This window comes from Roseateles sp. P4_D2 (genome assembly GCF_056401875.1).
This window is the reverse complement of record NZ_JBFUIM010000005.1, coordinates 90,742-104,830: the sequence shown is the minus strand read 5'-3', so window position 1 is coordinate 104,830 and position 14,089 is coordinate 90,742. Positions and strand designations below refer to the sequence as shown.

General features: G+C 67.8%; 11 protein-coding genes. 7 read left to right on the top strand and 4 right to left on the bottom strand.

Features of this window, described 5'->3' with window-relative positions:
- The first annotated feature begins 64 nt into the window (after positions 1 to 64).
- Both AC1DW0_RS10570 and paeA read left to right on the top strand, forming a co-directional pair.
- Complete coding sequence (locus tag AC1DW0_RS10570) at positions 65 to 2,845, top strand: putative bifunctional diguanylate cyclase/phosphodiesterase (RefSeq protein WP_477945766.1); 2,781 nt, start codon at positions 65 to 67, stop codon at positions 2,843 to 2,845.
- Between the two features lie 33 nt (positions 2,846 to 2,878).
- Positions 2,879 to 4,180, top strand: coding sequence for a polyamine export protein PaeA (gene paeA, locus AC1DW0_RS10565; RefSeq protein WP_056202175.1), 1,302 nt, complete (start codon positions 2,879 to 2,881; stop codon positions 4,178 to 4,180).
- Here the strand turns inward: paeA and AC1DW0_RS10560 are convergent.
- Together AC1DW0_RS10560 and AC1DW0_RS10555 are read right to left on the bottom strand one after the other, a co-directional pair.
- Positions 4,170 to 6,032 carry a carbohydrate-binding module family 20 domain-containing protein gene (locus AC1DW0_RS10560; RefSeq protein ID WP_477945763.1) on the bottom strand — a complete coding sequence of 621 codons (1,863 nt, stop codon included), beginning with the start codon at positions 6,030 to 6,032 and terminating at the stop codon, positions 4,170 to 4,172. The genes paeA and AC1DW0_RS10560 overlap by 11 nt on opposite strands.
- Before the next feature lie 198 nt (positions 6,033 to 6,230).
- Positions 6,231 to 6,755, bottom strand: a complete 525-nt coding sequence (locus AC1DW0_RS10555) for a hemerythrin domain-containing protein (RefSeq protein ID WP_477945761.1) — start codon at positions 6,753 to 6,755, stop codon at positions 6,231 to 6,233.
- A 34-nt stretch (positions 6,756 to 6,789) separates the two neighbouring features.
- Here AC1DW0_RS10555 and ligA point away from each other — a divergent pair, with 34 nt between their 5' ends.
- Positions 6,790 to 8,823 carry an NAD-dependent DNA ligase LigA gene (gene ligA / locus AC1DW0_RS10550; protein ID WP_477945759.1) on the top strand — a complete coding sequence of 678 codons (2,034 nt, stop codon included), beginning with the start codon at positions 6,790 to 6,792 and terminating at the stop codon, positions 8,821 to 8,823.
- Between the two features lie 15 nt (positions 8,824 to 8,838).
- Here ligA and AC1DW0_RS10545 read toward each other — a convergent pair whose 3' ends face one another.
- The gene (locus AC1DW0_RS10545) at positions 8,839 to 9,624 is read right to left on the bottom strand and encodes a carbonic anhydrase (protein WP_056202185.1); all 786 of its coding nucleotides are present in this window, start codon (positions 9,622 to 9,624) and stop codon (positions 8,839 to 8,841) included.
- Between the two features lie 204 nt (positions 9,625 to 9,828).
- On the opposite strand from AC1DW0_RS10545, the gene AC1DW0_RS10540 reads away from it, so the two are divergent.
- The gene (locus AC1DW0_RS10540; RefSeq protein ID WP_056202534.1) at positions 9,829 to 10,965 is read left to right on the top strand and encodes an epoxide hydrolase family protein; all 1,137 of its coding nucleotides are present in this window, start codon (positions 9,829 to 9,831) and stop codon (positions 10,963 to 10,965) included.
- Positions 10,966 to 10,990: 25 nt separating this feature from the next.
- Positions 10,991 to 11,119: a hypothetical protein gene (locus AC1DW0_RS10535; protein ID WP_268795282.1), complete on the top strand. Its 129-nt coding sequence runs from the start codon at positions 10,991 to 10,993 to the stop codon at positions 11,117 to 11,119.
- Here the strand turns inward: AC1DW0_RS10535 and AC1DW0_RS10530 are convergent, their stop codons facing one another.
- Positions 11,120 to 12,052, bottom strand: coding sequence for a LysR family transcriptional regulator (locus AC1DW0_RS10530; RefSeq protein WP_056202187.1), 933 nt, complete (start codon positions 12,050 to 12,052; stop codon positions 11,120 to 11,122).
- An 84-nt stretch (positions 12,053 to 12,136) separates the two neighbouring features.
- Between AC1DW0_RS10530 and AC1DW0_RS10525 the strand changes: the two genes are divergently transcribed.
- Both AC1DW0_RS10525 and AC1DW0_RS10520 read left to right on the top strand, forming a co-directional pair.
- Complete coding sequence (locus tag AC1DW0_RS10525) at positions 12,137 to 13,003, top strand: pirin family protein (RefSeq protein ID WP_082532918.1); 867 nt, start codon at positions 12,137 to 12,139, stop codon at positions 13,001 to 13,003.
- Positions 13,000 to 14,088, top strand: coding sequence for an HlyD family secretion protein (locus tag AC1DW0_RS10520; protein WP_477857584.1), 1,089 nt, complete (start codon positions 13,000 to 13,002; stop codon positions 14,086 to 14,088). Before AC1DW0_RS10525 ends, AC1DW0_RS10520 begins: the two co-directional genes overlap by 4 nt.
- Position 14,089 lies beyond the last annotated feature (1 nt).

The following is a 14,089-nucleotide window of genomic DNA, read 5'->3' as shown; positions in this document are numbered from 1 at the left end:
AGCCCACGGGGCGGCGGGGGGCAAAGCTTCTAAAGTCTGCGCGTTACACGGCCCTTCAAGCCTGATGCGCAGCGGCGGCTTCCTCCAAGTTTTCAGTCCCATCCTTCGTCCAGCCACCCAGTTCTGGCTGGTGGGTTGGCTGTTGCTGCTGTCGCTGCTCGCTGGGCCAAGCCTCGCCGCCCCCACGCTCGCCCAGCAGATCGAAGCCATCGAAGCCAGCCATGGCAGCGAGCCGCCCGAGGTGGTCGCGCGCCTGCGGCCGCTGGAAGCGCAGGCCCGCGCTCTGGGCGGCGACAACCTGCGCGTCTTCCTCGCCGCCTGGGGCTATGCCCACGGCATGATGGACCAGTTCACGGTGGTCGATGCGGCGACGGCCGAGCTCATCGACCTGGGGGAGCGCGAAGGCAACGCCGCGGCCATGGCTTCGGCGCTGGCACTGCGCGCGACCGTCCTGCAACTGTCGGGCCGCCTGAGCGTCGCCTACGACTGGGTGAACGCGTCCCTGCCCTGGGTGGAAAAGACCCAGGACGAGCCTCTGCGTTACTGGGTCTTCATGACAGCGGGCAATCTGAGCCTGGCGACGGGGCATTTGCAGGAAGGCCTGCGCAGCTACGCGGCGGCGAGCCGGTCGGCGCAGGCCCAGTCCAACCCGCGGCGCGGGGCGCAGGCCCATATGGCGCTGGCGCCCATACGCCTGGTCCTGCACGACATCGACGGTGCCCGTGCTGATGCGCAGCAGGCCTTTCGCCTGGCCGAGTCCGCGGGCAGCCTGCCCCTGCAACTGGCGGCCAAGTTGATCGAATCCTTGGCCGAGGAGGAGGGCGGACGCGGCCCGGCGCGCGACCAGGCCCGGGAGCAGGCCCATCGGCTGGCCGCCCAGATCGAGCCCACGCTGGCCGCCAGCGCTGCCGCCGTGAATCCTGCTTCAGGCAGCGCGACCTGGTTCAACACCCAGGCGGAGGTCGTGCAGGAACTGGCCGACCTGCACCTGAGCGCACGCAACTTTGTGGCCGCGCAGCGCTATGCCGAGACTGCGCTGAAGTTGGCCCGACAGGAAGGTGACGAGGACGCTGTGGCCGTGGCCACGATCAGTTCCGGGCTGGCGCGACTCGGCTTGCGCCAGACGGCCCCCGGCGACCAACTGGTGAACGAGGGCCTGGCGTCGCTGGAGAAGCAGGGCCGCAAGGTGCGCCTGCTGGAGCAGTTGAACCGGCATGCCGGCCTGCTGGAAGCCCTGGGCGATGCGGCGGGCGCGCTGCGCCAATCGCGCAAGGCACTGGGGCTGGAGGCCGAGCTGGTGCGCAACGACCGTGTCAGCACGGTGCTGGAACTGCAGCGCCGCTCCAGCTTCGAGCAGAACCAGCGCGCCCTGGAGAGCCTCAAGCATGACAACGAGCTGCAAGCCAGCCAGCTCGAGCGCCACAGCAGCGAAAGGCGGCTGACCCTGGGCCTGGCCCTCGCCCTGCTCATCGTCGTGCTGCTGACGGTGACCCTGTATCGCCGCGCCCGCAAGGCCAACCGCACGCTGCAGGCCCACAACGCCGAGCTGGCTTACGTCGGCCTGCATGACCGCGTGACCGGCCTGCCCAACCGGCGCGCACTGGAGCGGCGGGCCCGGGAGCTCGGCAACGAGAGCTTCATCGGCTTGGGGATAGCCATCAATCGCTTCAGCCGCATCATGGGCAGCCTGGGCCATGCCGCCGGTGACGACTTGCTGTGCCAGGTGGCAGCTCGGCTGAAGTCCGTCGTCGAGGGCGCCGGCGGCCGGCTCTACCGGATGGACGGACTTTCCTTCGGTGCCATCGTGCCCGCACTGGGCGATGACGCCGCCCTGCGCAGCCTGCTGGAGCAGCTGCTGCAGGTGATGCAGCCTGTCTTCGAAGTGCAGCGCCAGCAGCTCGCGGTGACCTTGAGCATCGGTGCCGCTGAATACCCGCGGCACGGCGCGCAGACCTCCGACGTGGCCAAGGCCATCCAGCTCGCCATGCGACAGGCGCAGGGCCAGCCGGGCAACAGCGCGGTGGTTTTCACGGCAGGCCTGCTGGCCGACCAGCAGGACCGGCTGCAACTGGAAGCACGGCTGTCACAGGCCCTGGAGCGCGGTGAACTCGAACTCTTCTACCAGGCGCAGTGCGATCTGCGCACGCGCAGGCTGTCGGGCTTTGAGGCCCTGCTGCGCTGGCGCAGCCCCGACGGCCTGATTGCGCCGGACCGCTTCATTCCGCTGGCCGAGGAATCCGGTCTCATCGTGCCCATTGGCCGCTGGGTGCTGCAGCAGGCCTGCCGCCAGGCCAGGATCTGGCATGACAGCGGGCTGGGCCGGCCCGTGATGGCCATCAACATCTCGCCGCGGCAGTTCCAGCATCCCGAGTTCATGGCCACGGTGCGCGAGGCGCTGGAGAGCAGCGGCATGGACCCGCACTTCATCGAGCTGGAGATCACCGAGGGCGCCATGATGGACGACGCCGAGTCCACCATCACCAAGATGGCCGAGCTGCGTGCGCTGGGCCTGCACCTGGCCATCGATGACTTCGGCACCGGCTATTCGAGCCTGGCCTATCTGAAGCGCTTTCCCATCAACCGCCTGAAGATCGACCGCGCCTTCGTGCGAGACCTCGGCCAGGACGAGGGCGGTGCGGCCATCGTGCAGGCCATGATCCAGCTGTCGCACAGCCTGGGTATGACGGTGGTGGCCGAAGGCGTTGAGGATGCCAGCCAGGAGGCCTGCCTGCGCAACTGGCATTGCGACGTGATGCAGGGCTTTGGCTATGCGCGCCCGCAGCCCGTGCGAGAGGCGACGGCCTTCCTGGAGCGGTGCAGCCGTGAGGGCGGGATCGCGGAATAAACTGAAGCTCCATTCAGACCTCGGACTCGGCGCTTGACCACCAGCCTGCTGCTGATTGCCCTCCTCATCGCCGCCAGCGCCTTCTTCTCGATGGCCGAGCTGTCACTGGCGGCCTCGCGGCGGCTCAACCTGCAGCAGCGCGCCGACTCCGGCGATGCCCGCGCAGCCAAGGTGCTGGCTGTGCAGGAACACCCGGGCGACTACTTCACCGTCGTGCAAATCGGCGTCAACACGGTCGCCATCCTGGCCGGCATCGTTGGCGAGGGTGCGTTCACGCCGCATTTCGAAGCGGCGCTGCGCCTCGTCGTTTCACCCGAACTGGCCGCGACGCTGGGCTTTGCCGCGTCCTTCATCAGCATCACATCGCTCTTCATCGTGCTGGCCGACCTGGTGCCCAAGCGCTTGTCGATGAACGAGCCGGAGCGCGTCGCCATGACGCTGGTAGGCCCCATGCTGGCCCTGTGCCGCGTGCTGAAGCCCCTGGCCTGGTTGTTCAGCGGCATCACCGAGGGCTTGATCCGCGTGCTGGGCCTGCCGGCCAAGCGTGACGAGACCATCAGCTACCGCGACATCCTCGCGCTGACCGAGGCCGGCTACCAGGCCGGCGTCGTCGCGGACGAGGAGCAGCAGGTCATCGCCAACGTGTTCGAGTTGGACACGCGCACCGTCGAGACGGTGATGACGGAGCGCGAGCGCATCGTCTTCTTCTCGCGCGACGACGATGACGTGCTGATCCGCAACCGCATCGCCGACACGCCCCACTCGACTTACGTCGTCTGCGACGGCGACGTCGACCAGGTCGTCGGCTACGTGGACGCAACCGACCTGTTCCAGCGTGTGCTGCGCGACGAGAAACTGTCGCTGCGCGAGGACGGCGGCGTGCTGGTCAAGAAAGTGCTGATCGTGCCCGACAGGCTGACGCTGTCCGAGATGCTGACCCAGTTCCGCGACGCGCATGAGGACTTCGCCGTCGTCGTCAACGAGTACAGCCGCGTGGTGGGCGTCATCACGCTGAACGACGTGATGAACACGGTGATGGGCAGCCTGGTCGCGCCGCACGACGAGGAGCAGATCGTGCGCCGCGAGGACGGTTCCTTCCTCGCCGACGGCATCACGCCCATCCCGGATGTCGAGCGGTCGCTCGGTATCGAGGGCTGGCCGCATGCTGGTACCTATGACACGCTGGCCGGCTTCCTGATGGTCATGCTGCGCCGCATTCCGCGGCGCACCGATGTCGTCGAGTGGGAAGGCTGGCGCTTCGAGGTGGTTGACGTGGACAGCTACCGGGTCGACCAGGTCATGATCACCGCGGTAGCGCCTGCCGTCAGGGTTTGAAGTTGCCGTCGCTGCGAGCCTGCGAACCGCTGGCGCAGCTCGTGAACTCGCGGTTGCCGCTGCCGGTGGCTTGATTGCTTTCCCAGACGGCCGACGAGCCGTTCCACTTCACGTACTTGTACTGGATCGCCGTGCCGGCAGGCAGGCTGACGGTGCCCGTCCACGGCACGTTGGCGCCCGAGCCCTGGATGGTCAGCGCGAAGCCCGAGCCCGGTGCCCAGGCGCCGAGACCGGTCACGTTGCCAACGACGCGCAGGTTTTCGCCCATCACCGTGTTGGCGTTGGCGATCGTGAAGGTCACGGCACAGCTGCTGCTGCCGCCGCCGCTGGTCTTCTGCCCGGTGTAGATGGCCACGGCCGGCGTGGGGCTGCCGCTGTTGGCCGGCACCGTGATGCTGGCGTTGCCGCTGGCATCCACCGTGATCGAGTCGGCCGTGCAGCCAGTACCGGCGGCGTTCTTCGTGCCGTTGATGACGTTGCAGTAGGTGCCTGCGGAGAGACCCGTGGCAAACGTGCGCGTCCAGGCACTGCCGCTGTTGTTCAGCGCGACGAAGCCCACATTGCCGCGGCTGAAGGCGACCTGGTTGCCGTTGTTGCCGACGATCCAGTTCTGCTGCGCCTGGCCGAGGCTGGCATTGCGGAAGGCCACCATGTTCGCCAGCGGCGTCCAGCGGTGGGCGAAGTCCCAGACGACGTTGATCTGTGGCGCGCCGCCGCTATAGGGGCTGGCGCTGGGGCGGTCGGCACCGGTGTCGGTGAACTTGAAGCCCGAATAGAGCTGGGCCTCGCCATAGCCCTGGGCCAGCATGAAGACGTGCGCCAGCGTGTAGCGCTGCCCGGTCGCATCGGCGCCGCCGTTGTTGTTGATGTTCAGCGAGCCGCCGTTGCGCTCGGTGTCCCAGTTGGTGATGAAGACGGTCGCGTTCTGCGGCTGGATGAAGCCCCAGCTGCCGCCCCAGTTGCCCCAGGTGCCCATGACGCTCGGGATGCTCGCGAGGTTCAGGCCGCTGTTGTTTCGGAAAATGTCGCGCATCGCCGACGTGAACTGGAACTCGTTGAGCGTGCCTACGGGGAAGTAGCTCGGCCGGTCCACCTCGCCGTCGTTGATGATCTCCTGCGTGACCCAGATCGGCTCGCCCTGCAGCGTCGTCGGGTAGGCGGCCTTCACGGCGTTCATGATCGACGTCCAGGCGCCGGCCGGCATGTGCTTGGACGCATCGATGCGGAAGCCATCCACGCCCATGGCCAGCAGGGCCTTCAGGTAGTTGACGATCTGGCCCTGCACATAGCTGCTTTCGGTGGCGAGGTCTGGCAGGCCGCCCAGGCGGCAGTTCTGCACATTGCTGCGGCCCGACGGCGAGTTGTAGTCGCCGTCGTTGATGTTGCAGTTGGCGTGGAAGTCGCTGGCGCTGAAGAAGGGGTAGGCGAGCGTGCCGGCGTTCCAGGTCGAGCCATCGGTGGCCGTGCCGCTGCCGTCGGCCATCTGGTTGACGACGATGTCGGCATAGACGCGCACACCGGCCGTGTGGCAGGTGTTGATCATGGTCTGTAGCTGCCCGGGCGTGCCCATGCGGCTGGTCAGGTTGGTGTAGTTGACGGGCTGGTAGACGCCCCACCAGCCATTGGCGTTCTTGGACGCGCCGGGCGGCGAGATCTGCACGCCGCCAAAGCCCTTGGGGCCCAGCCATTGGGTGCATTCGGTGGCGATGTCGGGCCATGACCACTCGAACATCTGGACCGATGTCGAGTTGGGGTTCAGCGCGTGGGCCGGTGAGGCGAGGGCGGCGCTCAGTGCGAGCGCGAACGAGAGCGAAGGGGCGAGTCGGAAGCTCGCGGGCAGCAGCGATGGCATGGGTGTTGTCTCCGTCATGTGGGTCGACCGCCGCCCTCGTCATGGGGCGGCTGGGTTCGGCCAATCGACTGCTTGCCCTGGCCGCCTTTCCCGTTCAGGAAAGTGCCGCGACTCTAGACAGACGGCGGCAATTGAAATGTAGGAAAACTACCAATCAACGAGCAAAATCCCTAGAACATTCGGCGGCGGCGAGGTGGCTCAGGGCGATTTCCGACGCGATGCCATCTCTTCTCCAATCTTGGAGAGGGACGCTTTGTCCAGATTGGACTGAGCGATGGGGAATGCTTGATCGTCTTCGGCTGCCAAATGGGCCTGATAGAGAGTTGTGTAGTTAAGTAACAAGTTGGCATCAAGAGGCGCGGTTCTTCCGCCGGTCCATGCGAGCAGAGGCTCGCGCAACAGCGCCCACAGTCGCCCCATCTCGACGTGGTCGGCGTGCAGTCGATCGGCCAGATCCGTCAGGCCAGCCCTGCGCAGCCGCGGCAGCACATGACGCTCCTCGTCTTCGTGGTGAGCCGGGCCGGCGCGGTCGAAATAGCGCAGCACATCGGCCGCAGCGTCGCGCGCCTGGGCGTCCACGCCATGCTGCTGGACATGTGCATGCAGGCGCTGCAGCAGGTCCAGGCTGCGGCGCACGCGCTCGTGACAGGCGGCCAGCATCTCGAAGGGCTGGTCGAAACCGACGGCGGGGCCGGCGTGCAGGAAATCGACACGGGAGCTCATGCGACGGATTGTCCGACCGCGACAAAATGCCCCCATGACCGCCGCCCCCGCCTCCCGCGCCGCCGATCTGCGCGCCCAGCTGAACCATCACGCCCACCAGTACTACGTGCTCGACGCGCCCGAACTGCCGGACGCCGAGTACGACAAGCTCTTTGCCGAACTGCAGGCCATCGAGGCGGCCCACCCCGAACTGCAGACGCCGGACTCGCCGACCCAGCGCGTCATCGGTGCCGTGCTGCCCGGCCTGACGCCGGTGCGCCATGTCGTGCCCATGCTGTCGATCACGACCGAGACCGACACGACCGAGGGCGGCGCCATCGCCTTCGACGCGCGCGTGCGCCGCGAGCTGGGGCTGAAGGAAGGCGACCCGCCGGTCGATTACAACGCCGAGCTGAAATTCGACGGCCTGGCCATCAACCTGCGCTTTGAAGCCGGCGTGCTGGTGCAGGCCGCCACGCGTGGTGACGGCGAGACGGGCGAGGACGTCACGCACAACGTGCGCACCATCGGCCAGATCCCGCTGCGCTTGAAAGGTGATGCGCCACCGGTGCTGGAAGTGCGCGGCGAGGTGTACATGCGCCGCGACGCCTTCGAGGCGCTGAACGAGCGCCAGCGTGCCAAGGGTGACAAGACCTTCGTGAACCCGCGGAACACGGCCGCCGGCGCCATCCGCCAGCTCGACTCGCGCCAGGCCCGCGACAAGCCGCTGAGCTTCTACGCCTATGGCATCGGCGACGTGCAGGGCTGGGCGCTGCCGGCGACGCAGTCCGGCCTGCTCGATGCCTTGGCCGACTTCGGCGTGCCCGTCAACAAGCTGCGCACGGTCGCAGCCGGTACGGCGGGCCTGGTCGAATTCCACCAGCGCGTGGCCGCAGCGCGTGACGATCTGCCCTTCGACATCGACGGCGTCGTCTACAAGGTCAATTCCCGCGAGCTGCAGCAGAGGCTCGGCTTCAAGACCCGCGAGCCGCGCTGGGCCGTGGCCCACAAATACCCGGCCCAAGAGCAGGTGACGACACTGCTGGCCATCGACGTGCAGGTGGGTCGGACAGGGAAGCTGACGCCGGTGGCGCGGCTGGACCCGGTATTCGTCGGCGGCACGACCGTCAGCAACGCCACGCTGCATAACGTCTTCGAGATGCGCCGCAAGGGCGTGCGCGTCGGCGACAAGGTCATCATCCGCCGGGCGGGCGACGTGATCCCCGAGGTCGTCGGCCGCGTGCCCGGCGAGCGCGCCAGCTACGTGCCCAACTTCCACATGCCGCGCGCCTGCCCCGTCTGCAAAAGCGAGGTCGTGCGCGAGCGCGGCGGCATGGACCACCGCTGCTCGGGCGGCGTCTTCTGCCCGGCCCAGCGCAAGCAGGCCATGCTGCACTTCGCCGGCCGCCGCGCGATGGACATCGAAGGCCTGGGCGACAAGCTGGTCGAGCAGCTCGTCGACGCCGGCATCGTGCTGAGCCTGCCGGGCCTCTACAAGCTCGGCGTCGCCAAGCTGGCAGCGCTGGACCGCATGGCCGAGAAGAGCGCGCAGAACATCGTCGACGCGCTGGAGAAGAGCAAGACGCCCACGCTCGCGCGCTTCCTGTTTTCGCTCGGCATCCGCCAGGTTGGCGAGACGACGGCCAAGGAGCTGGCGCGGCACTTTGGCACGCTGGACAAGCTGATGAACGCCAGCGTCGAGCAATTGCTCGAAGTGCCTGATGTCGGCCCCATCGTCGCGGCCAGCATCCACACGTTCTTTGCGCAGCCGCACAACGTCGAGGTTGTAGAGCAGTTGCTGGCGGCTGGCGTCCAACCGAAGGAAAGCGCGGGCGAGGCCGACGACCGGCCGCGGCCGCTGCTGGGCAAGACGCTGGTGTTGACAGGCACGCTGCCGACACTCTCGCGCGACGAGGCCCAGGCCTTGATCGAGGAGGCGGGCGGCAAGGTCAGCGGCTCGGTGTCGAAGAAGACGAATTACGTCATCGCCGGCGAGGAGGCCGGCAGCAAGCTGGAGAAGGCCCGCAGCCTCGGCGTCCCCGTGCTCGACGAGGCCGGCCTGCGGGCCTTGTTGGAGACGGGCGCCTGAGCAGCGCCCGCCCGCTCACTGGCTGACCTGGATGACCCGGCCGTTGAGCGGCTGCACGGGTCGGGCGTTCATCGCATAGACGCGGCCAAAGCGGGCGATCTGCTCGGCAGACACCTGCACCGGCGTCTTCAGCACGAACCAGCTGACGCCTTCGCTGCAGGGCGGCGTCGTCAGCGAGCCGGCGAAGCTGTAGTAGGCGCGGTTGTCGGGCAGCAGGGCGTTCAGGTCGATGCCAAGGCCGGCGACGCTGGACTCCTGCTCCTTGGCCTTGGGCAGGTTGTCGAACACGGCCTGGATCAGCGGCAGCCTGGCGCCCTTGTCCATCAAGACCGCCACGACGGCCAGTTTGCCGTCCTCGCTCTTGTGAACGAGATGAGCCACGAGCGGATAGGCTTTGCCGTTCACCCGTTCCTCGCTGGGCTTGTGGAAGTGGAACTGCAGCAGCTCGTAGCGCTTGTCGCCGACGGTGATCGAACTGCCCGGCGCGATGTTGACCTGCACGGTGTGGCCGTTGTCGATGATCTTCAGCGGCGTGGGCTTGTAGTCGAAGCTGATCGCGGGCAGGGCAGCCGACTGGACGTCGGTGGTGCGGATGTCGATGGGCGACTGGGTCTGCCCCATCGCGCAGGTGCCGAACTTCTCGTCGACGCTGGCCCATTTGGCCGGCCCGGTCACGCCGCTGTAAGTCCAGTGGGCCGGGTGCTGGCCGGGGTGTGCGGTCGCCGTTTCGGCGCAGAAGCCGGCGGCTGGCAGCAGGGCCGCCGTGAGCGCGATGACGTTGAGCTGGGAAATCCTTTTCATGTGCGGCTCCTTGAGTCTTGGAAGTACGCCGCCGCGCGGGAGGCGGCGCCGGTCATTGTGTGACGAGAGCCGCAGCCCTGGCGACAGCTTTCGGACAGCCGGTGGATGAAGAAATGCGAGCGCCCCGTGGCGGGTTTTTACAAGACCCCCAACCGACCGCTGCGGACACTGGGTTCCATCGATTCACCTCACCTGGAGCCCACCATGACCGCTGCCATCCGCCCCTTCCACATCGACATCCCGCAAGCCGCCATCGACGACCTGAAGCAGCGCCTGCGCCAGACGCGCTGGCCGCAGGCCGTGGCGCAGGACTGGAGCCGCGGCCAGCCCGTCGCCTTCGTCCGTGAACTGGCCCACCAGTGGCTGAACGGTTTCGACTGGCGCCAGCAGGAAGCCGCGCTGAACCGCCACCCGCAGTTCACAACCGAGATCGACGGCCAGACGATCCACTTTCTGCACGTGCGCTCGCCCGAGCCGCATGCGCTGCCGCTGATCCTCACCCATGGCTGGCCCAGCACGGTGGCCGAGTTCCTCGACCTGATCGGCCCGCTGAGCGACCCGCGCGCCCATGGCCTCGACCCCGCGCAGGCCTTCCATCTCGTCATCCCGTCGCTGCCTGGCTTCGCGTTCTCGTCGCCGCTGGCGGGGCCCGGCTGGGACGCCGCCCGCACCGCCGCCGCGTGGGATGTGCTGATGAAGCGCCTCGGCTATGAGCGCTACGGCGCGCAGGGCGGCGACGCCGGCGCGCTGTTGACCCGCGAGTTGGGCATCCTGAATCCGCAAGGGCTGGTGGGCGTGCACCTGCAGCAGATCTTTGCCTTCCCGAGCGGCGCGCCGGGCGAGATGGAGAAGCTGTCGCCTTTCGAGAAGGCCGGCCTGGGCAACCTGGCGCGCTTCCAGAAGTACAACGGCTACGCCGAGATCCAGTCCAAGCGGCCGGCGACGCTCGGCTTCGGCCTGGTCGATTCACCGGTCGCGCAGCTGGCCTGGAATGCCGAGCTCTTCTTCGGCTTCGAGGGCGAGGCCGCCACCACGATGGATCGCGAGCGTTTCCTGACGCATGTGTCGCTGTACTGGTTCACGGCCACCGGCGGCCAGGCGGCCGAGTTCTATCTGGAGAACGCCCGCACCGGCGCCGGCTACCGCGAGCTGCCCAACGCGGCGCCCACCGCGGTCGCCTCCTTCCCGAACGACTTTCGCTCCGTGCGGGCCTTTGCCGAGCGTTCGCACAGCAACATCCGCCAGTGGACCGAGATGCCGGAGGGCGGCCACTTCGCCGCAACGGATGCGCCGCGGTTGCTGATCGATGACATCCGCAGCTTCTTTGCCCAGGTGAACTGAGCACGAGGCTGGCTACGATGGGCGAATGCCCGCCGACATCCGCCGCGAGACGCGCGAGGCCGATTCACCGTCGGCCTCGCGCTTCATCGCTCGCATCGAACAGGTCGAGTACGCCGCCCCGGCGGTGGAGGTGGCGCGGCCGGCCGGCGCCTGATCAGGGCTTGCGCCGCGGCGTCGCGTCCGGCCCCAGCACGCCCTTCACATGCGCCCATTCGGGCACGGTCTCGAACAGGTGGTCGATGAAGGCGCGCGTCTTGGCCGGCATCAGCCGGCGGCTGGCCGTCAGCAGCGTCACGGGCAGGGGCTCGTAGCTCCACTCGGGCAACACGGGCACCAGGGTGCCCGCCACGATGTCCGACGCCACCATGCCGAAGGGAAAGCTGCCGAGCCCGCCGCCGGCGCGCGTCAACGACAGCACCAGGCCGATGGAGTTCGCTTCCAGCGGGCCAACCGGATGCACCTCGGCCGTCTGCTTGCCGTTCTGCAGCGTGCGGTACATGCCCTTGCCCTGGGTCAGCACGACGAAGTCATGCTCGGCCAGGTCTGCAGGCGTCTGCGGTGCGGGCCTGGCCTGCAGATAGACCGGGCTGGCATACAGGCCTCGCTCCAACAGCATGTACTGGCGCGCCACCAGGTCGGGCTCGTCCACCGGGCCCATGCGCACGGCCACGTCATAGGGCTCGTTGAAAAGGTCGACACGGCGTGGCGTCGTGTCCACCTCCAGCTCCACCTTGGGGTAGCGGCGTATGAAGCGAGCAAAGCTTTCCGCCAGCACCAGCATCGCAAACTCGGCCGGCACGGACACGCGCAGTCGCCCTGTGGGCGTGGCATCGCGTGAGGCCAGCCATTCGCGCGTCTCGGCGATGTCCTCTTCGTGGCGGGCGGCGCGTTCGGCGAGTTGCTCGCCCAGCTCCGTCAACGTCAGCCGGCTGGCGCCGGGCACAAAGAGGCGGGCGGCTACCGAGGTCTCCAACGCCGTGAGGCGCCGGCTCAAGGTTGCCTTGGGCAGGTCGAGCTGGCGGGAGGCCTCGGACAGCGATCCCGCCTTGTGAACCTGGGCCAGCAGCAAGAGGTCGTCGATCTTCATGGCGTCGTTTATCTCGCTGTTTCTCGTTTGGTTTCGTTTCGTTTCTGGAACGGTGAGTTTGAGTTTTGTGGCTATTCGCCATAAATGGAACTCTCTACAGTCGCGGCCATCATGTCAACCGCCCGTCTTCTCCAGCCCCAAAGGCACCGCATCGGCGCCGGCTTCCAGGCCGAGGGTTGGCGTGAGCCGCTGGCGTTGCTCGACCCTTTCATCATGGTCGACCACTTCCGCATGAGCGAGCCGGCGTTTGCGCCGCACCCCCATGCCGGCTTCTCGGCGGTGACCTATCTCTTCGATGACTCGGCCACCGGCATGGTCAGCCGCGATTCGCTGGGCGGCGAGCATGAAATCCTGCCGGGTGGCCTGCACTGGACGCTGGCCGGCCGGGGCGTCATGCATGACGAATTTCCCATCGAGGCGGGCCGCGAAGCCCATGGCCTGCAGATCTTCGTCAACCTGCCCGCCGAGCAGAAGCTGCGCGCGCCTACCGTCATGCGGCTTGCTGCCGAGCAGATGCCGCGCCGCGTGGGTGACGGCTGGCGCGCCATTCAGATCTTCAGCGCCGACACCGGGCTGGACCTGCCTTGGTCGACCTCGCTGGTGCTGGTCGACATTGACGCCGGCGCTGCCTTCGATTTCGTGCTGCCCGAGGGCGAGCAGGGTTTTGCCATCCCCATCCACGGCAGCGGCCACACCGGCGAGCTGCCACTGACCACCGGCCGAGCCCTGAGCGTGTCCGTCGGTGGCGGCGCCCGCATCGTGGCCGCTGAGGCGCTGCGCCTGGCCTGCTTCTGCGGCCGGCCGCTTTTCGAGCCCGTCGTGCGCCACGGCCCCTTTGTCATGAGCAACGAAGGCCAGGTTGTGGCCGCGCTGCAGCGATTCCAGTCTGGCGGCATGGGCCGCCTCAGCCCTAGAACAACCTCAAGCAACAACAAGGAAACCCTGTCATGAATGCACCGCAAGACAACACCGTTGCCCCGAAGCCTGCCAAGAGCGGCCCGCCCGTGCCCCTGCTCATCGTCGGCGCGATCCTGCTGATCGGCGGCATCGGCCTGGGTGGCCGCATGTGGTGGCGCGCACAGCATCTCGTCGAGACCGAGAACGCCTTTGTCGCCGGCCGCCTGCACCCGGTCGCCACGCGCGTGGCCGGTGTAGTCACCGAGATGCGCATGCAGGACAACGCTGTGGTCAAGGCCGGCGATGTGCTGCTGCGCCTGGACCCGTCCGACGCCGCCGTGCAGATCGAGCGCCTGAAGGCCCAGATCGCGCAGGCCGACGCGGCCATCGCAACGACAGCTGCGCAGATCGCCCAGTCCAAGGCCCAGGCCGCGGTGACGAACTCGCAGGTCGCCCAGGCCGAGAGCGTGCTGGCCCGCACCGAGCTGGACGCCAAGCGCAGCCAGGCGCTGTTCGGCGCCGAGTTGCGCGCCACGAGCAAGCAGGAACTGGATGCCACGCTTGCCGCCCGCGACGTGGCCCGCGCCGACCTGACCGCCCGCAAGGCCGGCGCCTCGGCCGCCAAGGAAGCCATCGCCGCCGCCGAGAGCGCGCGCCAGTCGGCCAACGCGCAAAAGAGTGCGACGCAGGCCTTGCTGAAGGACGCTCAGAACCAGCTTGGCTATGTCGAGCTGCGCGCGTCCAGCGACGGCCGCGTCGGCAAGCGCACGGTCGAGGTCGGCCAGCGCGTGCAGGCCGGCCAGCAGTTGGCGGCCATCGTCGAGCCCGAGGTCTGGATCACCGCCAACTTCAAGGAAACCCAGCTCGCGAAGATGAAGCCGGGTCAGAAGGTGCACGTGAAGGTCGACGCCTTCCCGGGCAAGGAACTGGAAGCCCATGTCGACAGCTTTGCCCCGGCCTCGGGCGCCAGCTTCGCGCTGCTGCCGCCGGACAACGCGACCGGCAACTTCACCAAGATCGTCCAGCGCGTGCCGGTCAAGGTTGTCTTCGAGCCCGAGAGCCTGAAGAGCCTGGGTGAAGCCGCGACACGCATCGTGCCGGGCCTCTCGGTGCAGGTGGAAGTCGAAATTTCCGAGTAAG